The organism is Streptomyces sp. PKA51, assembly GCF_057552455.1.
Genome location: NZ_BAAJPZ010000019.1, coordinates 51,121 through 76,042, shown reverse-complemented (window position 1 = coordinate 76,042; position 24,922 = coordinate 51,121). Strand labels below are relative to the sequence as shown.

Genomic DNA, 24,922 nt, shown 5'->3' with positions numbered 1-24,922 from the left:
AAGGAGTCCTCACGATGCTGCAGCACCGCACCGTCGGCGATCTGATGACCTGGAACGTCGTACGGGTGGGCCCCGCAACGCCCTTCAAGGAGATCGCCCGGACCCTCGCCGAGCACGACATCACCGCCGTGCCGGTCGTCGACGACGACGGCCGTGTCGTCGGCGTCGTCTCCGAGGCCGACCTCATGCGCAAACCGGCCGGCCGGCCCGACCCCTGCGGCCGCGCCCCCGCACCGCACCTCGAGGCCTGGCAGCGCGCCAAGTCCGAGGCCACCCGGGCGGAGGAGCTGATGTCCGCTCCCCCGGTGTGCGCCCGGCCCGACTGGAACGTCGTGGAGACCGCCCGGCTGATGACCGTTCAGGGCATCAAGCGGCTGCCCGTGGTCGACGGGACCGACAAACTCGTCGGCATCATCAGCCGCGCCGACGTCCTGCGGGTCTTCCTGCGCGAGGACAGCGCCATCGGCGCCGAGATCCGGCACGACCTGCTGGAGGAGACGCTGGGCCTGGCGCCCTCGGACGTCGCCGTCTCCGTCTGCGAAGGCCAGGTCACGCTCACCGGCACCGTCGCCTCCCCCGGGATGATCCCGCTGGTCGAGCACCTGAGCCGGTCCGTCGACGGAGTGGTCTCCGTCCGCCAGGACATCACCTGCAGGACACAGGACACCGCAAGCGGCGCTCGCGTGCGCTGACCCGACCGGCACCGGCGAGGAGACGAAGGATGCACGACAAGCAGAGCACCGTCGGTGACGTCATGACGCGGACCGTCGTCGCCGTCAGCCGCGCCGCACCCTACAAGGAGATCGCCAAAACCCTCGCCGAGTGGGAGGTCAGCGCCGTGCCGGTGCTGGCGGGCGAGGACCGCGTGGTCGGCGTCGTCTCCGAGGCCGACCTGCTGGCCAAGGAGGAGTACAAGGGCGGCGGCCCGGCGGACGTTCCCCTGCCCGGGCGACCCGGTGACCTCGCCAAGGCGCGGGCGCGGACCGCGGAAGAGCTGATGAGCGCCCCCGCGGTGACGGTCCGCTCCGACGCCACCCTGCCCGAGGCCGCCCGCATCATGGCCCTTCAGGGCGTCAAGCGCCTGCCCGTGATCGACGGCGAGGGCAGGCTCACCGGCATCGTCAGCCGCAGCGACCTGCTCAAGGTCTACCTGCGCGGCGACGACGAGATCGCCCGGGAGGTGCGCGACCAGATCGTCTCGCGCCTCTTCCCGCACCGGCGACCGCCCCTCGGCATCCGGGTGGAGGAGGGCGTGGTCACCCTGACCGGCCGCCTGTCAGATCCGGCGATGGCTCCCTTCCTGATCCGCCTCGTACGGGCCGTCGAAGGCGTCGTGAACGTGGACCTGAACCTCGACGGCTGATCCCGCGCTCGCGCCCGGTGATAGAGAGGACGGATCCCATGGACGTACCCGAGCCGGATGCCGTTGCCGTGCAGACACTCGTCACCGCCGCGCTCGCCGCACCCTCGATCCGCGGCTCCCGGCCCTGGCGCTTACAGCCGGACCCCCTGTGCCGGAGCCTTGAGGTGCGGGCGGTCGGCGACCGGGCGGCGCCGGTGGACGACCCGGCCCGCCGGGCCCAGCACCTGTGTGCCGGGGCCGCAGTGTTCAACCTCCGGGTGGCCGCCACGCACCTCGGATGGCACCCGGTCGTACGGCTGCTGCCGGAGCCGGACGATCCCCGGCTGCTCGCCCTCGTCGCCCTGCATGCCTCACCCGCCGTCGGCACCGGCGTCCTGGGCGACCCCGCCCTGCACGAGGCCCTCGCCCGACGCCGCTCGCACCGGCTGCCCTTCACGGGCCGGCCGGCGCCCGAACCGGTGGTGGCGGAGATGACCGCCGCCGCCCGCGCGGAGGGCCCGCGCCTGTACGTACCGGACGCCGCCGCGGCGCACCGCATCCTGGCGCTGACCGCCGAGGGCGAGGAGCGCAGCCGGCGCACCACGCTGCGCGCACGGCAGGGCGGCACGTGGTCGCCCCCGCCGGGAGCCCGCCGCTACGGCGCGGCGTCCCCCGTGTCCGGGCCCCCGGGGCCGACGCGCCGCATCCCGGTGCGCGACTTCCTCGGCCCGGGCCACCCCGAGTACCCGCCCGAGGTGCCCTTGATGTGCCCCGCCCAGCTGGCCCTGGGCCTGACGTGCCGTGACCGGCCGCGCGACTGGCTGCGTGCCGGTCAGGGGCTGCAGCGGGTGCTGCTGCTGGCGGCGGTGCGCGCAGTGCGCACCTCGGCCCTGTACCAGGCGCTGGAATGGCCGGACCTGCGCCGTGCCCTGGCCGGGGGGCGCGGCTGGCCGCAGTTCCTGATCCGCTTCGACTACGGGCCCGACGGCGCTCCCCCGCCCAGGGCCGCGCGGAACGCGGTGACGGCCGGGCGCGAGCCTGTCGGCCGGTGACCGCACGCGCACCGTCCCGGACGCCGGATGACGTCCGGGACGGTGCGCGGCCGGTGGCCGGGAGGCGGTCAGCTGGGGGCGGCCACGGCCACCGGGCACGGGGCGTGGTGCAGGGCGGCGTGGGTGACCGAGCCGATGCGGCGGACGGCGTGGTGCTCCCCCGTGGCGTGCCGGCCGAGAACCAGCAGGGACGCGTGCCGGCTCTGTGTCAGGAGCACCTCCGCCGCGCCGCCCAGCTCGACGTGTTCGACGACGTCGATCCGCGGGTGGCGCTCGCGCCAGGGGCGCACGAGGTCGGCCAGGCGCTGCTGTTCGAGCTGCTCCAGGCCGCCCGCCTCGGAGGCGAGGTAGTACGAGCCCGCGCTCCAGGCGAACAGCGGTGGGATCGTCCAGGCCCGTACGGCCCGTACGCGGGCCCCGCGCGCGGCGGCGGTCTCGAAGGCGAGGTCGAGGGCGGGTGCGGCGGCTTCCACCTCGACGTCCGGCACGCCCACGACGACCTCGCCGCTGCCGGGGCACCCGGCGTCGTCCTCGCGCGGCCTGCGCACGAGGACGACCGGGCCGACGGCCTGCCGCAGCACGCGCAGGGCGACGGAGCCGATGAAATGGCCGACGAGCACGCTGTGGCCACGTGAGCCGAGGACGAGCAGACCGGCCCGGGCGGTCTCGGCCACCAGGGCCGGCACGGCGTCGTCGGGCACGAGCCGGGTGGCGACCTCCAGTTCGGGGTGGGCGGCCGTGACCCGCTGCTCGGCCTCCTTGAGGACGTCCTCCGCCCATTTCTGCTGGATCTCGGCGTCGCCGGCGACCGGGACGTCCAAGGGCCGCCACATCCAGGCGTGCACCAGGCGCAACGTGGCCCCGCGGCGTGCCGCTTCGGCGGCCGCCCAGTCGGCGGCGGTGAGGCCGTGGTCGGTGCCGTCGATGCCGGCGGTGATGGGGGCGGGCATGGTGCCTCCTTGTGTTTGTCGGGCGACGCGCTGGTCAGGCGACGGGGACGAGGGTGACGGGGCAGTGGGCGTGGTGCAGCACCGCGTGGGTGACGGGGCCCAGTTGCAGGCCGAGCGCGTGGCGGGGGCGGTGGGCGGCGAGGACGACGACGTCGGCCCGGGTGCTCGCCTCGACCAGCGCCCGTGCGGCGCCCTCGTAGGTCGATTCGGTGGTGACGTCCACGTCCGGGTACTCCTCGCGCAGCACCGCCGTGGCGAAGGCGGGCACGGCCGCCTCGCACCTGCGCTGCTGGTCGGTGCCTTCCCAGTACAGTTCCGCGGACGGCAGCACGCCCGGCAGGGAGGGGTACTGCCAGGCGTGCAGCACCGTCAGGGAGGCGCCGCGCCGGCGTGCCTCCTGGAAGCCGAAGCGGACGGCGTCGGCGTCCGCCTCGGAGGCGATGCCGACCAGGACGACGCCGTGCGGCTCGCGCACCTGACCGCGTACCACCGTCATCGGGCGGGTGCAGTGGGCGGCCACGCGCAGGCCGACCGAGCCCAGCAGCAGGCCGGTGAAGCCACCGTGGCCGCGGGTGCCGACGACGGTGAGCGCGGCGGTCCGCCCGGCCCGCAGCAGGGCGCGGGCGGCGGGTTCGGTGGTCAGGTGCGGGACGGTCCGCAGCTCCGGGTGGCGGGAGGCGATGCGTTCGGCGGCGGCGTCGGTGACGGCGCGTCCGGCTCGGTAGAGCGTCTGCGCCTCGCCGGGGGGCGTCGTCTCGTGCGGATCGGCCGCGGTCTTCGGCGTGTGCAGGCCCCACGGCCAGCCGCAGACCACTTCCAGGGCGGCGTCGCGCCGCAGGGCTTCCCCGGCGGCGTGGTCGAGGGCCCGCAGCGCGGGATCCGACCCGTCGAAGCCGACCACGACGCGGTCGGCGGTGGGGGCGTCCGTGAGAGCCATGGTCTTCTCCAAGCGCGGAAGGGCTGGAACAGGAGGCCGGCCCGGACGGGCGGGAAGGGGCCGGCGAGGGCGCCGGCCCCGGGCCCGTCACCGAGTGAGCCCGCGTCCAGCCTTCCGTCGCGCGCCGCGGCGCGCCCGGGGCCGTACGGTCCCGGCCGGGCCCGAAGGTCCCGCTCCGCTGCAGGGTTCGGGAGACGCGGGGAAGCGGCTGACGGCCGTGCACCGCGCAATGAGGATCCGCGAGAAGCGGATGAGCCCTCCCGTCAACGGCCCCTGCTTGCCCAGGCGTACGCCCGGCTCGCTCACGAGGCCGGGCGTACCGCTCCCGGCGTCGTCCTGCTCGGCAGCATCGCGACCGAGGAGCTGCCCGGGCAGCGGTGAGAGGTGGTCCCGGTGGTACGACCGGTCGTCGCGGGCGTGGACGGTTCCGAGGAGAGCCTGGCCGCCGCTGCCTGGGCGGCGCAGGACGCGGTGGCACGGGGCGCGCCGCTGCGGATCGTGCACGCGCTGGAGTGGCGGACGAGCAACCTGCAGTTCTCACCGCGGGCCACAACGACGACGTCACCCTTCTCCTCGTCCGGCTGCCGCCCGCGCCCCTGGCCTGCGCCGGCATCGAGCTGCCGTCCGAGCCCTCGGCGGCCGTCACGGGCCGGCGGTTCCTGACGGCCGCCCTCACCACGTGGAAGTGTCACGACGCCCTCGACGACGCCCAGCTGCTCACCTCAGAGGTCCTGACCAACGCCATCTGCCACGCGGCCGGTCCCGTCCAGTTGCGCGTACGGCTGCGCACGGACGAACTCACCGTCGAAGTCACCGACCGCAACCCCCAGCCGCCTCAGCCGCGGATCGCCGGAGCCGGCGACGAATCGGGCCGCGGCCTGCTGCCGCGCACGTGAGTCACCGCGCCGGGCCGCTGCCGTACGGGCCGTAGAGGTCGAGCAGCCGTGTCCGGGCCGAGCGCAGGCGGTGGCCCATCACCTCGATCACGTAGGTGAGCAGCGCGTGGTCGAGCTCCGGGTCGCGCCGGCACAGGCCCAGCACGTCGGCGGCGTCGAATTCCCAGGCCCGCACGATGCTCCTCGCCTCGGCGCCCAGGTGCCACCGGCGGGGCGGGCAGAGCCAGGACCAGCCGAGCAGCCCTCCCCCGCCGACGGTCTCGACGACGGCGGCACGCCGGCCCGGGACGTGCAGGTCGAGGTCGACCGTGCCGTCGCGGATCACCCAGAACCGGTCCGCCCGTGCGCCCTCCGCGAAGATGCGGGTGCCCGCCGGGAACGTCACCTCCCGGCCCCGCTGCAGGAGTCGGTTGCACGGCCCCTGAGGGATGGCTTGCAGTACACCGGTTCGCTGCATGGTGCCTTCTCCTTCCGCGAGGCCCCGCCCGTAGGGCTGCCTGCCGCTCCCACACTGACCGGTGTTCCCCGGTGCCGGGCAGGGCCTACGGGGTACGGGCGGGGGCCGATGGGCCCGTCGGTCCCCCTGCCCCGGGAGTGCGGACGGCAAGGATCGCCAGGTCGTCGTGGCCGTCGCTGGGGTGTTCCTCCGCCAGGAGGCGGCACAGCTGCTCCACGGGGAGCCGGGCATGGCGCGCGGCGAGGGCTGCCAGTTGCTCCATGCCGGTGTCGATGGAGTGCCGGGGATGCTCCACCAGGCCGTCCGTGAACAGCACCACGGTGCTTCCCGGCCGCAGGGGATGTACGTGGTCGGGGCGCGGCAGATCGGCGTCGACGCCGAGCGGCAGCCCGGGCTCGGCGTACAGAAACTGCGTCCGGCCGTCCGGGGCGACGACGAGGGGCGGCAGGTGGCCGGCGCTCGACCAGTGGAGGGTCCACCCGTCGGCGGCGGGCTCGATGCGGGCCAGGCAGGCCGTGGTCACGGGTGACTCGGCGATGGCGAGGAGGGTGTCGTCGAGCTGCCCGAGGACGGAGCTGGGCGGGGTGCGCCGGTCGTAGAGCAGGGCGCGGAGCATGTTGCGGGTCTGGGCCATGGTGGCCGCGGCCTTCAGGTCGTGCCCGACCACGTCCCCGATGACGGCGGCACAGGCGCCGTCGGGCAGCAGCAGCGTGTCGTACCAGTCGCCCCCCAGGTGGTGGCCCGGTGCGGTGGCGGGGCGGTACTCGGCGGCCGCGCCGAAGGGCGCCAGGTCGGGCAGCCGGGGCAGGAGCAGGCGCTGGAACTGCTCGGCGCCGGAGCGGACCTGGTCGTACAGCCGGGCGTTCTCGATGGCCACGCCGGCGGCGCCGGCCAGGGCGAGGACGACGGCCTCGTCCTGCTCGTCGAAGGGTTTGCCGTCGCGGCGGTCGGACAGGTAGAGGTTGCCGTAGACGTGCCCGCGGACGCCGATGGCGACACCGAGGAGGGTCCGCATCGGGGGGTGGCCCTGGGGGAAGCCCGCGGATCCGGGGTGGTGCGGGAGGTCGTCGACGCGCAGTGGTTCGGGATGCTCGATGAGGTGACCGAGCAGTCCGCGCCCGTGCGGCAGGTCCACTCCCGCGAGATTCGCCCGCTCCTGGTCGTTCAGCCCGAGGGGGATGAACTCCTCCAGTGCGGTGCGCTCCTCGTTCAGCACGCCCAGGGCGCCGTAGCGGGCGTCGACCAGCTCCATCGCAGCGGTGATGATGCGCCGGAGCACCACGGGCAGGTCCAGTTCGCGGCTGACGGCAAGGACTGCGTCCAGCAGCGCCTGCATCCTTCCCTGGGCGCGGCCCAGTTGGCCGACCTGCTCGGCGATGCTTTCCAGGCCCTCGTCCAGGGACGGCCCGGGCACGCCGTCCCGCGGCTGCTGCTCCTGCTCGTTCTCGCCCACCACACCTCGCATCACGCTGGACACACCGCCGGGGCGGCCCCGTCCCGGTCACGCTAGGGCATCGTGATCAAGCAGGGTGGGCGCGGCGTCGCACCGTCACCTGTCCGAGCGCACTTGTGTGCCCCGGCGGGCACCCGGCACCGACGCCGCGATGTCAGGCCAGGTTCTTCTCCAGCGCGGCGATGTAGCGCAGGGTGTCGACGTGGGTGTGGGCGGGCTCCGGTGGCAGTGTCGGGACGATGTCGTTGTTGTTGACGAAGCGGAACGCCGGGGCGGGGTGGTGGCGTCGGAGAGCCAGTCGCGGATCTGGGCCGGCTCCGTGCCGCGGAAGGCGGTGACGATCATGTGGTGGCTGGCGACGGTGTACGCCTGGGTGTCCTCCAGCGGGAAGGGCGGCGTGAACCGTGTGCGGTGGCGCCGCACCTTCTCGAAGCCCTCGAGGCTGTAGCCACGGCAGCGGTGGTCGATGGCCGAGGGCAGGGGCACGGTGGGGTTCTCCGTTCGGGACGTACGACGCGGGGGCGCCGACAGATCTGGCCACTCCACGTACGGGACAAAGAACCCGCCCGCCCACCTTCACTCGAATGGATGAGCAGGTTGTCGCCCTGCTCATCCGCGCCGGCGGGGAGTGCACCGCATGGGCAGCCGACCCGTGCCAAGCGTGATTCTCGGCTGCGGGGTCGGTGCCGGCGCTCCCTGAGGCAGGCGCAGCCGCCAGCGCGCGGCGAGAGTCGCGAGGGCGAGGGTGGTCTCGGTCATGGCGAAGGCTTCCCCGATGCATTTGCGGCTGCCGGCGCCGAAGGGCAGGAAGGCACCGCGTGGGATGGTGGCGGCGTTCTCGGGCAGCCAGCGTTCGGGGGCGAATCGGTGCGGATCGGGGAACAGCCGCGGGTTGCGGTGCAGCACATGAGCGCTCCACACGACGGTGGTGCCCGCGGCGACAAGATGCCCTGCCAGCCGGGTGTCGGTGGTGGCGATGCGCGTGACCGCCCAGACGGGCGGGTGCAGGCGCAGGGTCTCCGTGAGGATGCGTCGCGTGCAGACCAGTCGGGGAACGACGGCCGCGTCCGCCGGCGTGCCGGCCAGGACCCTGTCGATCTCCTCGTGCAAGGCGGACTCCGCCGTCGGGTCCCGGCCCACGTGGTACAGGGCCCAGGCCAGTGTGTTGGCCGAGGTCTCGGTTCCCGCGACGAGGAGCGTCATCACCTGGTCGTGGATGCCGCGGTCGGTCAGTCCCTGTCCGGTCTGCGGGTCCCGGTGGGCGAGCAGCAGCGACAGCAGGTCACCGTGTTCCCGGGGGGAGGCACGGTAGATCCGGATGATGTCCTTGATGACGCGGCGCAAGGTGCCCAGTGCGGCGGCGAAGCGCCGGTGTCCCGGATAGGACAGCCCCCACGGTACGAGCATTCTCCAGTAGAGGCCGCGCAGGACTTCGGGCAGGGCATGCTGGATTTCCGCGACGGCGTCGGCCCCCAGGGGGCCGGCGCAGAGGGTCCTGGCGGCGACCTTGACGGCGTAGGCGTACATCTCAGCGCTGATGTCCACCGTCCGGCCGGGCGCCCAGGATGCGGTGATGCTCTCCATTTCGTCACGCATCACCGGCGCATAGGCCGCTATGTGGACGGGGTGAAAAAGCGGCTGCAAAAGCCGCCGCTGTCCGCGGTGTTCGTCCCAGCTGCAGGAAGCAAGGCCGTTCCCGACGAGCAGCCGAGAGGTCTCGATCAGTGGGCCGCCTTTGTCGAAGGTCCGTGGGTTGAACAGCACCTCTTTGGCGGAATCGGGCCGGCAGGCCACATAGGCGCGGTGCGGGCCGAGCCGGATCTCGGCCACGTCGCCGCAGCCGCTCAAGGATGCCAGGAGATCGAGGGGGTGACGGCTGAGCGGGATGAGGTGCCCCAGCATGGGCAGGCCTCCGGGAGCGGCTTTCATCGGCTGCCGTCCGCGAACCGGGCCGACCGGATCATCATGATGCTGGTCGTGACGACCCAGGAGAACAGCAGGACATAGGGCAGGCAGGCGGCGGGTCCCATCGGGGCGGCCCAGCCGCGGCGCACCAGGATCAGGAAATCAGCGGCCAAGTTGACCCCGCCTGCGACGAAGGCGTACCACGCGATCCAGCGGGGGAACAGCCGGCTGCGCAGGATGTGGTGTCCGGCGAAGCCCAGGGCGAAGGCAAGGGGAGCGCTCGTGGCGAAGAGCACCGCGATGGCGCCTTCCATGAAGGCTCGCATGGCTGCCCACCGGGCCGGGTCCGCCGCCATGCGGTGGGCGGTGAGCCACAGGGAGTTGGCCATGACGTAGTTGCCGGCCATGAGCGTGAACGGGATGACGACCAGCCATTTTCTGTCCGATCGGGGTGGGATCCCGATGGCTCGGGCGAGCCCGAAGGAGAAGGGGATCGCCAACATCACGCCGATGTCGACGGCCATGACTTGTACGAGGTCCGCGATGTCGTGGCGGTGGTACCACGCTGCGATCGACGCGTCGGACTGGGCGACCACGGGAAACAGGTGCGGGAAGTTTCCGGTCAGGGGCAGGATCGCCAGGCACAGCGGCGCAATGCTCAGTCCCGCCCAGCCGGCGGCTCGGATGCCGGCGTCAGGGCCGGGGTTCACGTCCGGCCCCCGTTCTCATCGCAGGCGGCTGTGCTGTGCGGGGTGCGAAGTGGCCGTATCGGGCCGCCCAGTCCACACGGTGCGGACGCGTCCCGTACCGGGAATGGTAGCGAGGGCTCCAGCGGGTCCATTCCCCCCAGCCCACCGTGAAATTGTCCAGTCCGTCGATGAAGAGGGACAGCTGTCGCCGGTCGGATGTGTGGACGCGGGCCCGTTCCCTCAGGTCGACCCATCGGTCGATGGTGTTGTGGAGAATGGCGGCGGCTTTGTCGATCGCTTCCTGGAGCGACGACTGTTCTTCAACCTGAATCCGGCGCACGATATTGTGCTCCACGCCGGTGAACAACTCGGGCTCGCAGGACAGGAGGTCCTGCATGATCCATACGCAGTCCACATGGCAGCCGACCAGGTCCTGGACGAGGGGTTCACGCATGACGTCCTCCGTGAGTTCCAGCCCGGTGATGCTGTACTCCACGAAGCTGGTGTCGATGCGCTGCCCGACCGACTTGCGCCGATAGGCGACATAATCGGCGAGCGAACGATGGGCCTGGTCGTCGAGGACTCCGACCACTCCTTCCATGTAGTTCTGGAAGTTCCCTCTCCAACGCCGGTACTGGACGGGGGTCAGTTCCGAGGTGAACCGCGTGTCGATGTCACGGAACATCCTGCCCCAGGCCGTGTCGTCCCCCGCGTAGGAAGTACGGAACGAACGTATGCAGGCGTCGTGCAGCTGGGTGCGTTCCGCGTTGACCACATCGTCGAACCGGTCGTCCCGCAGGGCGATCGCCGCTGAGTAGTCCGCGATGACGCGCAGCTTTTCCGGGGGGCAGTGTGCGTAGGCGAGGGCGCACATGGCCGCAAGGTCTTGCGCGACGTCCGCCTTCGCGCGATCTTCCGTCTCGCTGGTGCCGAAGGACAGGTACCACGCCTGGTGCCGGTCCTTGACCTCGGAGTAGTGGCGGTTGAATTCGAGCGGGTACGGATACCGGATCCGGGGGACCCGCAGTTCCCCCGCCTCCGGGTGGCGGAAGCGCAGCTCTTCTATGGTGTGGTCGGTACGGGTGGTGGCCGGCAACGTCGTCTCCTTCCCCTGGGGGTCAGACGGTTTATTGCTCCGTGTGACGGCGGCGGACGATCATTCGGAGCCTGTCGGGGAAGAGGGACACGCCGGGGCGCAGTACGACGGAGCTGCCCGGGGCCGGATGCACGGTCCACCGCTCGGCAATCACGGCGAGCACGACCGCGATTTCATGAATGCCGTAGTGCTCTCCGATGCACCGTCGTCCGCCTTCGCTGAAGGGGAGGTAGGAGCCTTTGACCGGACGCGGGCACGTGGGCAGCCAGCGGTCGGGATCGAACCGGTCCGGGTCGGCGAACAGCAGCGGGTTGTTGTGCAGCGCGTGATAGGGCAGCAGGACCATGGCGCCGGCGGGAAGCGGCACTCCGCCCAGTTCGGTGTCGGCCACCACACGCTTGGAGTTGAGGTAGAACGGGGGGTACATCCTCAAGGTTTCGTCGATCACCCGCCGTACATAACCCAGTTGCTGCACACGGCGGTCGTCCGCCTGTCCTGCGTCCAGGACCCCATCGACTTCTTGGCACAGCCGGGCCTGGACGTCCTGGTGCCGCCCCAGGAGATGGACGGCCCAGCTCATGGTGGTGGCAACGCTCTCACTTCCACCCCAGATCAGGGCCATCACATAGTCGCGGATTTCCTTGTCGGAGAGGGGTTGGCGAGTGAGCGGATCCCTGTGTCCCACCAGCGCGGACAGCAATGTCCCGTCATCGTCGCCGCCGGACCGGGCCGCGCTGATCAGACGATGGACGGTGGCGTCCATCCGGGCGGCTGCCGTGTCGTAACGGCGATTCGGCGGCAAGGGCAGCCTGGCCGCCCATCCAGGGAGCAACGCCCTCGGGAGGAGTCCACCCATCACGACCGGAAAGGTCTCGGAGAACTCCTGGGCATCGGCTGCCGTGAACTTCTCGCCGAAAAGCGTCCGGTTGAGGTTCTCCAACGTGATGGTGCGGAAAGCCGCGTTCACGTCGACGGTCTGACCGTCCCGCCACGTCCCTGTCCGTTTCCGCGCCACCTGATACAGGTCCTCCGTGTAGCGGCCGACGTGGGACTGCCGCAGATGAGGCTGGAGCCTCTTGCGCTCCCGCCGCTGCGCTTCGCCGTACGACGTTCCGAGTCCCGCGCCCACGGTGGGCATGGCCTTCTCGTACTGACGCCCCGGCGCGTAGAGTCCGGCGTCCTGCAACAGCACGCGTGTCACCAGCGCGGGGGCGTTGATCACATAGACCGGACGCCGACCGAGCCGGATGAGGGCGATATCGCCTTGCTGATGCACCTTGCCGATGAACCCCAGGGGGTCCCGGAGCAACTGCAGTACATGCCCGACGACAGGAGCTCCGGGTACCTCGACCAACATCGCCGAGCGGGTCTCGGGTGCCTTCGCTGACATCCGGTCTCCTCCTTTCGCATCGTGGAGCGACGTTTCACGAGTCCCTGGCGGTGGCGGCATCGGCGAGCCGGCGCAGGGCCCGTACCGCGGACGCGGGCAAGCCGCCCCGGCGAAGGGCCTGGCATGCCTGTCTGCGGCGGGCTTTGATCAGGTCCTCGACCTGGGCGCGCGCCGGTGGCGGTGAGGATGGCGCGGATGCGCTCGGCACCCTCTTCGCCGAGGCGCGGGCTGCCGGTCAGTCGCCGCAGTGTTTCCCGCTGCGCCGCATCGGCATTGCGCAGCGCGAGGGCAAGCAGGACGGTGTGCTTGCCCTCCCTCAGGTCGTCCACGGGGGATTTGCCGGTCGCCTCGGTGGCTCCGAAGACACCGAGCAGGTCGTCGCGCAGCTGGAACGCCTCGCCCAGTGGCACGGCGTAGGCGCTCAGGACGTCCAGAGTGCCGGGTCCTGCACCGGCGACGGTGGCGCCGATGTGCAGGGGGCGTTCCACCGTGTATTTGGCGGTCTTGTAGCGGATCACCTTCAGCGGGACCTCGATGCCGCCGCTGAAATCCCCCGTGGTCATCAGGTCGAGGTACTGGCCGTACATCACCTCTGTGCGCATCGCGTCGATCACCGGCCAGAGAAATGCCAGACGGGCGGGTGGCAGAGCGGCGGTGTGCAGGATTTCGTCGGACCAGGCCAGGGCGAGGTCTCCCAGGAGCACGGCGGCTGCGGAGCCCAGGCGTTCGGCCACCTCGCGGGAGCGGCCGGGGCGCAGGCGGTGGGTGAAGGCACGGTGCACCGTCGGGCGACCGCGGCGGATGGCGGAGCGGTCCATGACGTCGTCGTGGATGAGGGTGAAGGCGTGGAACACCTCCAGTGAGGCGGCCACTTTGATCACCGCCGTGTCGTCACCCGTACCGCCGGCGGCATACCAGCCGCACGCGCACAGCAAGGGGCGCAGCCGCTTGCCGCCGCCCAGGACGAACTCCCCGAGGATCGCCACGACTTCTGTCGGCAGGTACTGGGCGGTGGCAGCGCGCGCCTTGTCGTCGAGGAAACCTCGCAGGCAGGCATCGACGGCCTGGTGAATGCCCGGCAGGTCCACCCGGCTTGTGGAGCAAGCTGTGGGCGAGGTCATGAGAGGCTGCCTTCCGCTGATGTCCTGGCTCGGTGGGCATCAGGGTGGGAGCCATCCGCTACAGCGCGAAGAGGCGCAACCCCGGCGCACGGAAGCGCACACCGGCCTCTCCCGAGCCACAACGCGCCCTGATGTGAGGCAAAGCTTCCGGTCGGCCGGTGGGATGACGGGCCGAAGGTCCCGGGACCGGCTTCCGGGCGGCCCTCGCCCCGCTCGGGGGCCTGGCATGACTCCTTCCCCGGCGGACGCCCGCACCCGCCACCACGCCTGGGCACGGGCCCACGGCACCGACATGCCCGAAATCACCGACTGGACCTGGTCGTAGAGCGGTCGCCGAACCACTGGAGGTCAGGCCACGGCGCCCGCCACTGCGGACATCGCGGCCAGCTCGTCGAGACCGTGCACCACCACGTCGGCACCGTGGCGGAACATCTGCGTCATCCGCCGGACGTCCCCGGCGGGCGTGAGCCCGACGACGTGGCCGAAGCCCGCCCGTGCGGCGGCTGCGACCCCGTACGGGCAGGCGTCCACCACGGCCGTCCCATGGGGGCCGGCGCCCAGCAGCCGGGCGGCGTGGTGCAGCAGTGCCGGGTCCGGTCGCGCGGGCAGGCGCAGGCGGGTCCGGTCGTCCCCGTCGAGCACCACGTCCAGCAGGGGCAGCACTCCTCGTGCGGCGAGCAGACCACGGGCGCGGGCGGTGCCCGACACGGCGGCGCAGGCGATGCCCCGGGCGTGCAGCGCCGTGAGGAGTTCGACGGTTCCCCGCCGGATGCCGATGCCGTAGTGGTGCAGGTACCTGCGGAGCATCTCCTGCTGGTGGACGGCGAGGCCGTGCGTGATCCGCGCGGCTGCGTCGTAACCGCCCACCGGTAGTCCCCGTGCTTCGAGGAACGAGGTCACCGCGCTCAGCAGGTGGCTCCCGTCCAGGAACCGCGCCACCTCCGTCTGCGGATCGGGGCCCGCCGCCCCCGAACCCGGTGCGTGCGTGCACAGGTACTCGTCCAGGACGTAGGTCCAGGTGGCCGCCTGCACGTGTACGAGGTCGGTGACGACCGAGTCGGCGTCGAGGACGACCGCGCGGATGCGCGGGGGCAGGACCGGGCAAGCGTGGTCGGGTACACGGGCGAGCGGGCGCATCGGCTGCCTCCTCAAGTCGCTGACGGCACCCATCACAGGGCATGGCGTCCCTGTGGCCCATGGGCCACAGGGCCCGTGCCTCCCGCCGTCCGGCCGCGTACCCTGCCCGGTCAGACCGGGAAGGCCCCCGCCTCCACGACCTCCGCATTCAGCTCGCACCAGGCGGTCGAGGTGCCACCGGAACGCGCGCGGTTGCCGAAGCCGAGGTAGACGAAGCCGTCGGGTTGGTGACAGACGACGTACCCGGTGAACGCACTGCCGTGGCACGTGATCGATGCGCCGTGCCCACGGCTGCCCCTCTGGTAGTGCCACGCATCGCAGGAGAAGGACGACGTGGCGGTGGTGCCGGAAGTCGAGGCGGAAGCGGGCGCTGCGCCGGTCACGGCACCCGCACCCGCCAGGGCGAGCACCATGCCCACGGTTGCGGCCCGGAAGCGGATTTTCATGTGCCCTCCTGTCGATGTTCTGTTCGATCAATGCGGAAGGGAACGTTACTCCCGGGTGCCCCACCGGACAGGGCTGCAGTCCCGCCGGAACGGAGTTGGCCGGGAACCGTTCGTACGAGCGTCCCGGCGCCGAGGAGCCGACGGCCCCGACCGGATTCATGAGCCTCGACGACGGCGACCTGCCGAAGAACGCGCGCGTCTACCTGTGCGGCCCCCTGCCGTTCATGCGCGCTGTCCGCGACGAGCTGCTCCGCGTCGGGGTGCCGGCGCGTGACATCACGTACGAGGTCTTCGGCCCCGACCTGTGGCTGGCCGACGCCACCGCGTGAAGGCCCCGTGCGCGGCCGCCTACCGCCGTCAGCGGTGCGCGGCCTCGTCGAGGGTGAAGCGGATGAACTCCCCTTCGGGCCACCGGTCGGTGCCGAACCACCAGCCGGCACGGATGGTGCGCGGCAGCGTGAACGCACCGAAGCGGGTCTCCCCCTCGAAGACGGCGCCGAAGGGGTGTTCCGCGTACCCGCGCCGATCGGGGTTCCCCCACCGGGGCACGGCGACCGACTCCAGGCGGCCGGAAGGCGACACGCGCAGGGTGACGGCGAAGTCCTGCTGGTATTCCTCCACACCTATGCGGATGTGCGCCACCGTCTGCTGCTCATCGACCGGCTCCCAGCGCACCGCCGGCCCCAGGGCCACTGGCGGCACGAGGGGGAATTCACAGGCCAGGCGGCCGGCCGCACTGCGGGTGATGTCGGGGCCGGAGCCGGACATGACGGGCACGGCGTGCAGCAGCCGCCATCGCATCTCGCCGGTGCTGCTGCTGTAGCGGTCGAAGCCGCTGACGGGCAGTCCCGCGAGGCGCGACCCGGCCGCCCAGATCAGCCCCCGCGGCGGCGCGAGCACCTGGTGGGCACCGAAGCGCCGCCAGGTGCCCATCCGGATCTCGCCGTGCATGACCAGCTCGACCGCTTGCAGCAGGGGCGCGCCCGGTGCGATGGCGCGGGCCAGCCACCTCCGCACGGGCGACGGCAGACCGTCGGTCATGTCCGGGGTGAACCGGGCCGGTGACGCCGTGGGGGCGGCCAGGGCGGCCCACTCCCGCCGTACCCGCCGGGGCAGTGGAAGGCATCCGGTCATCACGACCTCCCCGGGCCCGGTTCCGTCCGCCGGGCCCACGCCACCGACATTGGCTCTCTCCCGCGGCTGGCGCCAGGGCCGAACGGCACCGGGAGGCGACCGCCGCCGTTCGGTCCCCCTCGGGCCCGGCGTCCGTCGGCATCCGCGGGACCTTCGACCCCGTGACTGCGGCTCGCCGGGGATCCGACGGTGGGAGGAACGCGCTGAGCCGTACGGATTCCCGCTCGCGGAGGCACACCATGACAACGCACCGCACGTCCCGCCGGCACCACCGGATGCGGCGCCCCTGCGACCGGTACCAGGACCGGCTCTGCGCCTGTCTGTTGATCCTTCTCGTCCTCGCCCTGGCCGTCGTCCCGTTCCTGGTGGGCAGGAGCACCCATGCCGCCGCGATACGGACGGCGGTGGAGCAGTCGGCCGCCAGGCACCAGGTCACCGCGCACGCGGCCACCGAGGTGCAGGGGACCTCCTCCGGGTTCGGCGGCCAGTGGGCGCAGGTCCGCTGGACCGACGCCCGGGGTGTCCCCCACCTCGGCCTCGCCGACGTCCCCGGCGACACCGCGCAGGGCGCAGCGGTCCAGGTGTGGGTGGACGGGAAGGACAGGATCGTCCCGCCTCCGACGACCCGGCAGGAGGCGCTGACCACGGGTTGTTTCACCGGCATGGTGGCGGCCCTGGTGCTGTTGCTCGCCTACCTCGCTGCCCGGGCCGGGCTCGTCGCTGCGATCGACCGCAAGCGGTACGAGCAGTGGGCCGCCGAGTGGCGGGTCGTGGAACCGCTCTGGTCGAAGCGGCTGCACAGGTGACGGCACCGGGCCGGGCAGGGACGCTCGCCCCCGTGCCGGGGACCTTCGGTCCCTCGCCGCGTGGCAGGGCGCCGGCAGACAGTGGTCTCGGCAAGGGTGCGCATCATCCCTGCCCTATCGGCTCTTTCCCCGGAGGCTCTCATGCCCGGCACGATCACCGTCGGACTGGACGGAACGGACCACAGCCTCGCCGCAGCGGACTGGGCGGCGGCCGAGGCCGCGCGCCGCGGCGCGGCACTGCGGCTCGTCCACGCATGGACGTGGCAACCACTGGATGCGGCCGTCGCCGCGGACGCGGACGTGCAGCAGCAGTGGGCTGCCGGAGCACTGCGCGAGGCGCAGGAGAGGCTGAGCGCCGCGTTCCCCGACCTGACGGTGACGAGCGAGCTGGTTCCGGCCGATCCCGTGCCTGCGCTGCTGGCCGAGGCGGCCCGGGCCGATCTGCTCGTCCTCGGTTCCCCGGGCCATGGAGCAGTGGTCGGCCACCTCCTGGGCTCCGTCTCCCTGAAGGTGCTGCGCCAGGCGGTGCGGCCGGTGGTCGTGGTGCGCCCCGCGCGCCCGGACGAGCCCCGGCCGACGAGGGACGAGGTGGTCGTGGGCGTGCAGGAGACGGAGGAGACCGGCGGGCCGGTGCTGGAGTTCGCCTTCGCCGCAGCGGCGGCCCGCGACGCGCGCGTCCGGGCCGTACGGGCCTGGACCGTTCCACCGGTCTTCGCCTGGAGCCCGGGCTCGATGTACCTGGCCGATGAGGCCGGTGGCCTGGAGGCGCTCGAACGCGAGCGGCTGGCCGAGGCCCTGCGCCCCTGGCGGGAGAAGTACCCGCAGGTCGAGGTCGTCGAGCACGTGGAGATCGGCAGCGCAGCGGAGGTCCTGCTCTCCAACGGCTCCGGCGCCGCCCTCATGGTCGTCGGACGCCGCCTGCCCGGCAGTCACGACCTCCGGCGGCTCGGGTCGGTCGCCCACGCGGCGCTGCACCACGCGCTGTGCCCCGTCGCCGTGGTCCCTCACGCGTGACCCTCGCAGAACCGACCGGCGAGCAAACGTCCTGAACGATCGGAGAGAGTGATGACCGTGGTGACCGAGCCCGCAGCCGACGCCGCCGCCGGCGCCTGGCACGGGTTCGCCGGACAGGACTGGCGCGAGCGGATCGACGTACGGGACTTCATCCAGGCGAACGTCACCCCCTACCGGGGGGACGCCTCCTTCCTGGCGGGCCCGACCGAACGGACCCGCGCCGTGTGGAGCCGCGTCACCGCGCTGTTCCCGGAGGAACGGCGCAAGGGAATCCTCGACGTCGACTCCGCGACGCCCTCGACCATCACCTCGCACCGCCCCGGATACATCGACCGGGACCGCGAGCTGATCGTCGGCCTGCAGACCGACGCCCCGCTCAAGCGCGCGATCATGCCCAACGGCGGCCTGCGGATGGTGGAGAACGGCCTGCGCGCCTACGGCTACGAGCCCGACCCGTTCATCACCAAGGTCTTCGGCACCTACCGCAGGACCCACAACGACGGCGTCTTCGACGCCTACACCCCCGAGATGCGCCGGGCCCGCAAGGCGGGCATCATCACCGGGCTCCCGGACGCCTACGGGCGGGGACGCATCATCGGGGACTACCGCCGGGTGGCGCTGTACGGAGTGGACCGGCTCATCGAGGCCAAGCGGGCCGAGCGGGCACGGCTGGACGGCGTGCCGTCCACCGAGGACGTCATCCGCGACCGCGAGGAGCTCGCCGAGCAGCTGCGGGCGCTTCAGGAGCTGAAGGGCATGGCGGCCGGCTACGGCTGCGACGTCTCCCGCCCCGCCGTCACCGCCCACGAGGCCGTGCAGTGGCTGTACCTGGGCTACCTGGCGGCGGTCAAGGAGCAGAACGGCGCGGCCATGTCCCTGGGCCGCACGTCGACGTTCCTCGACGTGTATCTCGAACGCGACCTGACGGAAGGCCGCATCGACGAGAGCCACGCCCAGGAGCTCGTCGACGACTTCGTGATCAAGCTGCGGATCGTGCGCTTCCTGCGCACGCCGGAGTACGACGAGCTGTTCTCCGGTGACCCGACCTGGGTGACGGAGACGATCGGCGGCATCGGGACCGACGGCCGGCCCCTGGTCACCCGCACCTCCTTCCGCTTCCTGCGCACCCTGTACAACCTCGGCCCGGCCCCCGAGCCGAACCTGACGGTTCTGTGGTCGCCGGCGCTGCCCGAGGGCTTCAAGCGCTACTGCGCCCAGGTCTCCATCGACACCAGCTCCATCCAGTACGAGTCGGACGACCTGATGCGGCCGCGCACCGGCGACGACACCGCCATCGCCTGCTGCGTGTCGGCCATGACGGTGGGCAAGCAGATGCAGTTCTTCGGCGCGCGGGTCAACCTCGCCAAGGCACTGCTGTACGCGATCAACGGCGGCCGGGACGAGAGGACCGGCGAGCAGATCGCTCCGCCCTGCCCACCTCTGACCGGCGAGTACCTGGACTACGAGGAGCTGCGCGCGGCGTACGACCGGATGCTGGACTGGCTGACGGGGACGTACGTCGACGCGCTCAACGTCATCCACTACATGCACGACAAGTACGCCTACGAGCGGCTGGAGATGGCCCTGCACGACCACCCCGTGCGGCGCACCATGGCCTGCGGCATCGCCGGCCTGTCGGTGGCCGCCGACAGCCTCTCGGCCGTCAGGCACGCGCGGGTGCGGGTGATCCGCGACAGTACCGGCCTTGCGGTCGACTACGAGGTGGAAGGCGAGTACCCGGCCTACGGCAACAACGACGAGCGCGCGGATTGCCTCGCCTGCGACCTCGTCGCCTCGTTCATGGCCAAAATCCGCCGGCACCCCACGTACCGCGGTGCCGAGCACACCCAGTCGGTGCTCACCATCACCTCCAACGTCGTCTACGGCAAGCACACCGGCAACACCCCCGACGGGCGGCGGGCGGGTGCTCCCTTCGCGCCCGGCGCCAACCCCATGAACGGCCGGGACCGCCACGGCATGGCGGCCTCCGCCCTCTCGGTGGCCAAACTGCCCTACGACCAGGCCCTCGCCGTACCGGCCCTCCCTGCTCCGGGCGGGACCGGCCGGGACCATCGGCCCCTGCTCGAAGGACTTTTCGCCTCATCCGGCCCCCTTCCGGCGCGGTTGATCATGTGACGGCGGCCGGGAAGAGTCATGGCTCCCCCTCACCGAGTCCTTCGCGGCCGTTGTCTTCAGCACCATGCGAGCGGAGGTCCCCCAGCAGTGGACACGGTGGGTACGAAGGGGAGGGAGCCCGCACAGGGGCGCCCCCAGGCCGGCGAAGGGGCCGCCGTGGCGCCCCGCAGCACGGTGGTGGAGTGGCTGACGACCACCGACCACAAGAAGATCGGAACGCTCTACCTCGTCGCGGCGTTCGTGTTCTTCGTCGTCGGTGGCCTCATGGCGCTGCTGATGCGGGCGGAACTGGCCCGTCCCGGCATGCAGATCATGTCGAACGAGCAGTTCAACCAGGCGTTCACGATGCACGGCTCGATCATGCTGCTGCTCTTTGCGATGCCGCTGTTCACCGGATTCGCCAACTGGCTCATGCCACTGCAGATCGGCGCGCCCGACGTGGCCTTCCCCCGGCTGAACATGCTGGCCTTCTGGCTGTTCCTGTTCGGCTCGCTGATAGCGGCCTGCGGATTTTTGACCCCGCAGGGCGCGGCGGACTTCGGCTGGTTCGCGTACGCGCCGCTGTCGGACTCGGTGCACTCCCCCGGGGTCGGCGCCGACATGTGGATCATGGGTGTGGCGCTGTCCGGCTTCGGTTCCATCCTGGGCGCCGTCAACTTCATCACCACGATCATCTGCATGCGCGCACCCGGCATGACCATGTTCCGGATGCCGATCTTCACCTGGAACGTGCTGCTGACCGCGCTGCTCATCCTGCTGGTCTTCCCCGTCCTGGCGGCAGCCCTGTTCGCCCTGGAAATGGACCGCAAATTCGGCTCGCACGTCTTCGACCCCGCCAACGGCGGCGCGCTGCTGTGGCAGCACCTGTTCTGGTTCTTCGGCCACCCAGAGGTCTACGTCCTGGCGCTGCCGTTCTTCGGCATCGTCTCCGAGATCATCCCGGTCTTCTCCCGCAAGCCGATGTTCGGCTACTGGGGCCTGATCGCGGCCACCATCTCCATCGCCGGCCTGTCGGTGACGGTATGGGCCCACCACATGTACGTCACCGGCGGCGTCCTGCTGCCGTTCTTCGCCTTCATGACCTTCCTCATCGCCGTGCCGACCGGCGTGAAGTTCTTCAACTGGATCGGCACCCTGTGGAAGGGCTCGCTGTCCTTCGAGACCCCGATGCTGTGGACCACCGGATTCCTGCTCACCTTCGTCTTCGGCGGTCTGACCGGCGTCATCCTGGCCGCGCCCCCACTGGACTTCCACGTCTCCGACTCGTACTTCGTCGTCGCGCACTTCCACTACACGCTCTTCGGCACCGTCGTCTACGCGATGTTCGCCGGCTTCCACTTCTGGTGGCCGAAGTTCACGGGGAAGATGCTCGACGAGCGACTGGGCAAGGTCACGTTCTGGACGCTCACGGTGGGCTTCCACTGCACCTTCCTCGTCCAGCACTGGCTGGGCGCCGAGGGCATGCCGCGCCGCTACGCCGACTACCTCGCCTCCGACGGCTTCACCGCACTGAACACGGTGTCGACGATCGGCTCGTTCCTGCTCGGTCTGTCCTTCCTGCCGTTCTTCTACAACGTCTGGAAGACCGCCAAGTACGGCAGGAAGGTCGAGGTCGACGACCCCTGGGGCTACGGCCGCTCGCTGGAGTGGGCCACCTCCTGCCCACCGCCCCGGCACAACTTCGCCTCCCTGCCGCGCATCCGCTCCGAGTCCCCGGCGTTCGACCTGCACCATCCCGAGGTCGCCGAACTCGAGCCCGCCCGCCCCTGAGATCGATCCTCCGAGGAGACTGCGCATGTCCGACGTCGTCCTGGCACTCGCAGGGGCGGTGCTGTGCGCCTCCGGCTGCACCTGGTACCTGCCGGCCGTCGCCGATCTGCGGGCCGGCGACGACCGGCCGTCCTCCCGGCGGCTCGCCGCCCGGGCCTGCCTGACCGGATGGACGACGTGCCTGCTGGTCACCGTGCTCATGTGCGTGCCCGGGCCCCGTCAGGCGCTCTTCGCCGTGGCCGGCGTCGGCGCCGCGGCCACGGTGCTCCTGCGACTGCGGGCCGGCGCGCACCACCGCGCGGAACGACGGGAGACGCGTGCCTGCTGGGCGGCCCTGGGCCACACTCCGCCCGGGGCCGGCACCGGGGCGTCCCCGCGGGCCTTCCTCGTGTGGATCCTGTGCGGGGCGGCTCTCGCCTCGGCCGCCGGAGCGGCCCTTTTGCTGCTCGCCGACGCCACGACCGCGGTGGCGACCGCCCTGACCGTCACGGGAGCGGCCTTGGCGACCGCGGCTGCTCGCGCACGCCCCGGCCGAGGGCCGCACTCCTGAGGCGACCGCCCCCGGCCGACCCGGATCCGGCATGGATCATGTAGTGAATTGCAGAATTCTGCAATTCACTACATGATGTTGTCGGCGATGTCCGCGGGCAGCCGCGGGAGCCATGAGACGAAAGGCTGGGGTTCCGTGCCGGTTCCGCTGTATCAGGCGAAGGCCGAGTTCTTCCGGATGCTGGGGCACCCGGTGCGCATCCGGGTGCTCGAACTGCTGCAGGACGGGCCGCGGCCGGTGCGGGACCTGCTGGGCGCGCTCGAGATCGAACCGGCGGCCCTGTCGCAGCAGCTCGCGGTGCTGCGCCGGTCCGGCATCGTCACCTCCACCCGTACCGGCTCCACGGTCGTCTACGAACTGGCCGGCGGGGACGTCGCCGAGCTGATGCGCGCGGCCCGCCGCATCCTCACCGAGATGCTCGCGGGGCAGAACGAACTGCTCGAAGAGCTGCGGGAAGCCGAGGTCGGCACAGAGTGAGCTCCTTTGCCGTCCGGCAGTGGTCCCGGATGCGTACCCTCCTGCCGGGCCGTGCCGACATGACGGCCATGGGCCGTGCGCCGCGGCGCGATCTCCTGGCCGGCCTGACCGTGGCGATCGTCGCCCTGCCGCTCGCCCTGGGCTTCGGGGTCTCCTCCGGTCTCGGCGCGGAGTCCGGGCTGGCCACGGCGGTGGTCGCCGGCGCGCTGGCCGCACTGTTCGGCGGGTCGAACCTCCAGGTGTCCGGCCCCACGGGGGCCATGACCGTCGTCCTGGTCCCGATCGTCGCCCGGTACGGGCCCGGCGGCGTCCTCACCGTCGGCCTGCTCGCCGGACTGCTGCTGATCGCCCTGGCCCTCGCCCGCGCCGGACGCTACATGCAGTACGTGCCGGCTCCCGTGGTCGAGGGCTTCACGCTCGGCATCGCCTGCGTGATCGGCCTCCAGCAGGTGCCCAACGCGCTGGGGGTGGCCAAGCCCGACGGCGACAAGGTCCTGGTGGTGACCTGGCGCGCGGTCGAGGCGTTCGTGAAGGCCCCGAACTGGACCGCCGTCGCCCTGGCGGCCGCGGTGGCCGCCGTCATGCTGGCCGGCGCGCGCCGGCGGCCGACGATCCCCTTCTCGATCCTCGCGGTGACCGCAGCGACGATCGCGGCGCAGGTCCTCGGCCTGGACGGGGCCCGGCCGATCGGGGACCTGCCGGCGGGGCTGCCCGCCCCCTCCCTCGGCTTCCTCGACATGAGCGCGCTCGGCTCGCTCCTGGTACCCGCGGTGGCGGTGGCGTCCCTGGCCGCGCTGGAGTCGCTGCTCTCGGCGTCCGTGGCGGACGGCATGACGGTGGGACAGAAGCACGACCCGGACCGGGAGCTGTTCGGGCAGGGCATCGCCAACCTGGCCGCCCCCTTGTTCGGCGGCGTGCCGGCCACCGGCGCCATAGCCCGAACCGCCGTCAACGTCCGTACCGGCGCCGGTTCGCGCCTCGCCTCCCTCACGCACGCGGCCGTCCTCGCGGTCATCGTCTTCGCCGCCGCACCGCTGGTCTCCCGCATCCCCCTCGCCGCCCTGGCCGGCGTGCTGATCGCGACCGCGATCCGGATGGTCGAGGTCGGCAGCCTGCGGGCGATGGCCCGCGCCACCCGCTCCGACGCCCTGGTCCTGACCCTGACCGCCGCGGCCACCCTGGCCCTCGACCTGGTGTACGCGGTCGTCATCGGCCTGCTCGTGGCCGGCGCGCTCGCCCTGCGGGCCGTGGCCCGGCAGGCCCGCCTGGACCAGGTGCCGCTCAAAGCGGACGCGTCCGACGATCACAGGGCCGAGGAGTACGCGCTGCTCGCCGAGCACATCGTGGCGTACCGCATCGACGGACCGCTGTTCTTCGCCGCCGCCCACCGCTTCCTGCTGGAGCTGTCCGAGGTCGCCGACGTGCGGGTGGTGATCCTGCGCATGTCCCGCGTGACCACCATGGACGCCACCGGCGCCCTCGTGCTCAAGGACGCGGTCACCAAGCTCCACCGGCGCGGCATCACCGTCCTGGCCTCCGGCATCCGCCCCGGCCAGCGCCAGGTCCTCGACTCCGTCGGCGCCCTGGCCCTGCTCCGCAAGGACGGCGGCGACCATGCCACCACACCCGAGGCCATCGCCGCCGCCCGGGCCCACCTGCACGGCGCCGGGGTCCTCACCGCCCCGGCCACCGCGACCGTGACCACCGAGGAGCCACCCCGATGACCACCCCACCGCCGCTCCGCCGCGTGATCGAGGTCTCCGCCGAGGAGAGCTGGTACCTGCTCGGCGGCGCCTCCCAGGGGCGCCTGGTGCACCAGCAGCGGGACGCGATCGCCGTGCGGCCGGCCTCGCACGTCCTGGAGTACGGGCGCCTCGTCGTGCGCGCTCCCCTCCCCGGCACCGCACTCGCCGGCCGCGTCACCCTCACCTACCACAGCGACCACCTCCACCCCACGACCGGAACCGGCTGGGCCGTGACGGCCTGCGGACCGGCCGAAGTCGTCGCCGACCCCGACGAAGCCGCCCACTACCGCCGCACTCTCCCCGCCTGGGCCCACGGCCCGCACGACACCTTGCTGCGCATCCATCCGCAGACCCTCACCGGCTTCCGCTTCGCCCACGCCACCACGTCGCGGCCGACGGCACCTTGACCGGTAGCGGAC

General features: G+C 71.9%; 24 protein-coding genes and 2 pseudogenes. 14 read left to right on the top strand and 12 right to left on the bottom strand.

Going from position 1 to position 24,922, the window contains the following annotated elements; translation table 11 throughout:
- The first annotated feature begins 17 nt into the window (after positions 1-17).
- From AC27L3_RS23890 to AC27L3_RS23880, 3 genes are read left to right on the top strand one after another with little or no spacing between them, the layout of a single operon-like run.
- Positions 18-692, top strand: a complete 675-nt coding sequence (locus AC27L3_RS23890; RefSeq protein ID WP_487236139.1) for a CBS domain-containing protein — start codon at positions 18-20, stop codon at positions 690-692.
- Between the two features lie 29 nt (positions 693-721).
- Complete coding sequence (locus tag AC27L3_RS23885) at positions 722-1,363, top strand: CBS domain-containing protein (RefSeq protein ID WP_487236104.1); 642 nt, start codon at positions 722-724, stop codon at positions 1,361-1,363.
- Positions 1,364-1,401: 38 nt separating this feature from the next.
- A complete protein-coding gene (locus AC27L3_RS23880; RefSeq protein WP_487236103.1) occupies positions 1,402-2,394 on the top strand; it encodes a hypothetical protein in 993 nt (330 codons plus the stop codon).
- A gap of 68 nt (positions 2,395-2,462) precedes the next feature.
- Here the strand turns inward: AC27L3_RS23880 and AC27L3_RS23875 are convergent, their stop codons facing one another.
- Together AC27L3_RS23875 and AC27L3_RS23870 are read right to left on the bottom strand one after the other, a co-directional pair.
- Positions 2,463-3,344, bottom strand: coding sequence for a universal stress protein (locus tag AC27L3_RS23875; protein ID WP_487236102.1), 882 nt, complete (start codon positions 3,342-3,344; stop codon positions 2,463-2,465).
- A gap of 34 nt (positions 3,345-3,378) precedes the next feature.
- Positions 3,379-4,281, bottom strand: coding sequence for a universal stress protein (locus AC27L3_RS23870; protein WP_487236101.1), 903 nt, complete (start codon positions 4,279-4,281; stop codon positions 3,379-3,381).
- A 393-nt stretch (positions 4,282-4,674) separates the two neighbouring features.
- Here AC27L3_RS23870 and AC27L3_RS23865 point away from each other — a divergent pair.
- Together AC27L3_RS23865 and AC27L3_RS23860 are read left to right on the top strand one after the other, a co-directional pair.
- A pseudogene (locus tag AC27L3_RS23865) lies at positions 4,675-4,800 on the top strand (universal stress protein); the annotation flags it as partial.
- Positions 4,794-5,177, top strand: coding sequence for an ATP-binding protein (locus tag AC27L3_RS23860; protein WP_487236100.1), 384 nt, complete (start codon positions 4,794-4,796; stop codon positions 5,175-5,177). The pseudogene AC27L3_RS23865 and the gene AC27L3_RS23860, both read left to right, overlap by 7 nt.
- 1 nt (position 5,178) lies before the next feature.
- On the opposite strand, the gene AC27L3_RS23855 is transcribed toward AC27L3_RS23860, so the two are convergent.
- The 9 genes from AC27L3_RS23855 to AC27L3_RS23815 form a co-directional block, all read right to left on the bottom strand.
- Positions 5,179-5,634 carry a Crp/Fnr family transcriptional regulator gene (locus tag AC27L3_RS23855; RefSeq protein WP_487236099.1) on the bottom strand — a complete coding sequence of 152 codons (456 nt, stop codon included), beginning with the start codon at positions 5,632-5,634 and terminating at the stop codon, positions 5,179-5,181.
- An 85-nt stretch (positions 5,635-5,719) separates the two neighbouring features.
- Positions 5,720-7,099: a PP2C family protein-serine/threonine phosphatase gene (locus AC27L3_RS23850; RefSeq protein WP_487236098.1), complete on the bottom strand. Its 1,380-nt coding sequence runs from the start codon at positions 7,097-7,099 to the stop codon at positions 5,720-5,722.
- Positions 7,100-7,696: 597 nt separating this feature from the next.
- A complete protein-coding gene (locus AC27L3_RS23845) occupies positions 7,697-9,016 on the bottom strand; it encodes a cytochrome P450 (protein WP_487236097.1) in 1,320 nt (439 codons plus the stop codon).
- Positions 9,013-9,702, bottom strand: a complete 690-nt coding sequence (locus AC27L3_RS23840; protein WP_487236096.1) for a hypothetical protein — start codon at positions 9,700-9,702, stop codon at positions 9,013-9,015. The genes AC27L3_RS23845 and AC27L3_RS23840 overlap by 4 nt, the downstream gene beginning before the upstream one ends.
- Positions 9,686-10,777 (bottom strand): terpene synthase family protein, encoded by a 1,092-nt coding sequence (locus AC27L3_RS23835; RefSeq protein ID WP_487236095.1) that lies wholly within the window; start codon positions 10,775-10,777, stop codon positions 9,686-9,688. Before AC27L3_RS23835 ends, AC27L3_RS23840 begins: the two co-directional genes overlap by 17 nt.
- A 31-nt stretch (positions 10,778-10,808) precedes the next feature.
- Positions 10,809-12,086, bottom strand: coding sequence for a cytochrome P450 (locus tag AC27L3_RS23830; RefSeq protein ID WP_487236138.1), 1,278 nt, complete (start codon positions 12,084-12,086; stop codon positions 10,809-10,811).
- On the bottom strand, positions 11,996-13,288 hold the full coding sequence (locus AC27L3_RS23825) for a polyprenyl synthetase family protein (protein WP_487236094.1): 1,293 nt from the start codon (positions 13,286-13,288) through the stop codon (positions 11,996-11,998). Before AC27L3_RS23825 ends, AC27L3_RS23830 begins: the two co-directional genes overlap by 91 nt.
- A gap of 348 nt (positions 13,289-13,636) precedes the next feature.
- Positions 13,637-14,425 (bottom strand): HAD family hydrolase, encoded by a 789-nt coding sequence (locus AC27L3_RS23820; protein ID WP_487236093.1) that lies wholly within the window; start codon positions 14,423-14,425, stop codon positions 13,637-13,639.
- A 110-nt stretch (positions 14,426-14,535) separates the two neighbouring features.
- A complete protein-coding gene (locus tag AC27L3_RS23815; RefSeq protein WP_487236092.1) occupies positions 14,536-14,871 on the bottom strand; it encodes a hypothetical protein in 336 nt (111 codons plus the stop codon).
- A 197-nt stretch (positions 14,872-15,068) separates the two neighbouring features.
- Here AC27L3_RS23815 and AC27L3_RS23810 point away from each other — a divergent pair.
- Positions 15,069-15,200: pseudogene (locus AC27L3_RS23810) on the top strand (hemin transporter); the annotation flags it as partial.
- 28 nt (positions 15,201-15,228) lie between these two features.
- Here the strand turns inward: AC27L3_RS23810 and AC27L3_RS23805 are convergent.
- The gene (locus AC27L3_RS23805; protein WP_487236091.1) at positions 15,229-16,005 is read right to left on the bottom strand and encodes a DUF6544 family protein; all 777 of its coding nucleotides are present in this window, start codon (positions 16,003-16,005) and stop codon (positions 15,229-15,231) included.
- Between the two features lie 239 nt (positions 16,006-16,244).
- Between AC27L3_RS23805 and AC27L3_RS23800 the strand changes: the two genes are divergently transcribed.
- The 8 genes from AC27L3_RS23800 to AC27L3_RS23765 all read left to right on the top strand — a co-directional run bounded on the left by AC27L3_RS23800 (position 16,245) and on the right by AC27L3_RS23765 (position 24,910).
- Positions 16,245-16,811 carry an Rv1733c family protein gene (locus tag AC27L3_RS23800; protein WP_487236090.1) on the top strand — a complete coding sequence of 189 codons (567 nt, stop codon included), beginning with the start codon at positions 16,245-16,247 and terminating at the stop codon, positions 16,809-16,811.
- Positions 16,812-16,952: 141 nt separating this feature from the next.
- Positions 16,953-17,825 carry a universal stress protein gene (locus AC27L3_RS23795; protein WP_487236089.1) on the top strand — a complete coding sequence of 291 codons (873 nt, stop codon included), beginning with the start codon at positions 16,953-16,955 and terminating at the stop codon, positions 17,823-17,825.
- 51 nt (positions 17,826-17,876) lie between these two features.
- Positions 17,877-19,961 (top strand): formate C-acetyltransferase, encoded by a 2,085-nt coding sequence (gene pflB, locus AC27L3_RS23790; protein ID WP_487236088.1) that lies wholly within the window; start codon positions 17,877-17,879, stop codon positions 19,959-19,961.
- An 87-nt stretch (positions 19,962-20,048) separates the two neighbouring features.
- Positions 20,049-21,731, top strand: coding sequence for an aa3-type cytochrome oxidase subunit I (gene ctaD / locus AC27L3_RS23785; protein ID WP_487236087.1), 1,683 nt, complete (start codon positions 20,049-20,051; stop codon positions 21,729-21,731).
- Between the two features lie 25 nt (positions 21,732-21,756).
- A complete protein-coding gene (locus tag AC27L3_RS23780; protein ID WP_487236086.1) occupies positions 21,757-22,281 on the top strand; it encodes a hypothetical protein in 525 nt (174 codons plus the stop codon).
- 135 nt (positions 22,282-22,416) lie between these two features.
- On the top strand, positions 22,417-22,758 hold the full coding sequence (locus AC27L3_RS23775; RefSeq protein ID WP_487236085.1) for an ArsR/SmtB family transcription factor: 342 nt from the start codon (positions 22,417-22,419) through the stop codon (positions 22,756-22,758).
- A gap of 29 nt (positions 22,759-22,787) precedes the next feature.
- Positions 22,788-24,482 (top strand): SulP family inorganic anion transporter, encoded by a 1,695-nt coding sequence (locus AC27L3_RS23770; protein WP_487236084.1) that lies wholly within the window; start codon positions 22,788-22,790, stop codon positions 24,480-24,482.
- Positions 24,479-24,910 carry a pyridoxamine 5'-phosphate oxidase family protein gene (locus tag AC27L3_RS23765; RefSeq protein ID WP_487236083.1) on the top strand — a complete coding sequence of 144 codons (432 nt, stop codon included), beginning with the start codon at positions 24,479-24,481 and terminating at the stop codon, positions 24,908-24,910. Before AC27L3_RS23770 ends, AC27L3_RS23765 begins: the two co-directional genes overlap by 4 nt.
- Positions 24,911-24,922: the final 12 nt, after the last annotated feature.

Coding starts and splice junctions, on each gene's coding strand:
- AC27L3_RS23885 (WP_487236104.1), top strand. CDS start 722: ATGCACGACAAGCAGAGCACCGTCGGTGACGTCATGACGCGGACCGTC.
- AC27L3_RS23880 (WP_487236103.1), top strand. CDS start 1,402: ATGGACGTACCCGAGCCGGATGCCGTTGCCGTGCAGACACTCGTCACC.
- AC27L3_RS23875 (WP_487236102.1), bottom strand. CDS start 3,344: ATGCCCGCCCCCATCACCGCCGGCATCGACGGCACCGACCACGGCCTC.
- AC27L3_RS23870 (WP_487236101.1), bottom strand. CDS start 4,281: ATGGCTCTCACGGACGCCCCCACCGCCGACCGCGTCGTGGTCGGCTTC.
- AC27L3_RS23855 (WP_487236099.1), bottom strand. CDS start 5,634: ATGCAGCGAACCGGTGTACTGCAAGCCATCCCTCAGGGGCCGTGCAAC.
- AC27L3_RS23850 (WP_487236098.1), bottom strand. CDS start 7,099: ATGCGAGGTGTGGTGGGCGAGAACGAGCAGGAGCAGCAGCCGCGGGAC.
- AC27L3_RS23845 (WP_487236097.1), bottom strand. CDS start 9,016: ATGAAAGCCGCTCCCGGAGGCCTGCCCATGCTGGGGCACCTCATCCCG.
- AC27L3_RS23825 (WP_487236094.1), bottom strand. CDS start 13,288: ATGACCTCGCCCACAGCTTGCTCCACAAGCCGGGTGGACCTGCCGGGC.
- AC27L3_RS23820 (WP_487236093.1), bottom strand. CDS start 14,425: ATGCGCCCGCTCGCCCGTGTACCCGACCACGCTTGCCCGGTCCTGCCC.
- AC27L3_RS23815 (WP_487236092.1), bottom strand. CDS start 14,871: ATGAAAATCCGCTTCCGGGCCGCAACCGTGGGCATGGTGCTCGCCCTG.
- AC27L3_RS23805 (WP_487236091.1), bottom strand. CDS start 16,005: ATGACCGGATGCCTTCCACTGCCCCGGCGGGTACGGCGGGAGTGGGCC.
- AC27L3_RS23800 (WP_487236090.1), top strand. CDS start 16,245: ATGACAACGCACCGCACGTCCCGCCGGCACCACCGGATGCGGCGCCCC.
- AC27L3_RS23795 (WP_487236089.1), top strand. CDS start 16,953: ATGCCCGGCACGATCACCGTCGGACTGGACGGAACGGACCACAGCCTC.
- pflB (WP_487236088.1), top strand. CDS start 17,877: ATGACCGTGGTGACCGAGCCCGCAGCCGACGCCGCCGCCGGCGCCTGG.
- AC27L3_RS23780 (WP_487236086.1), top strand. CDS start 21,757: ATGTCCGACGTCGTCCTGGCACTCGCAGGGGCGGTGCTGTGCGCCTCC.
- AC27L3_RS23770 (WP_487236084.1), top strand. CDS start 22,788: ATGCGTACCCTCCTGCCGGGCCGTGCCGACATGACGGCCATGGGCCGT.
- AC27L3_RS23765 (WP_487236083.1), top strand. CDS start 24,479: ATGACCACCCCACCGCCGCTCCGCCGCGTGATCGAGGTCTCCGCCGAG.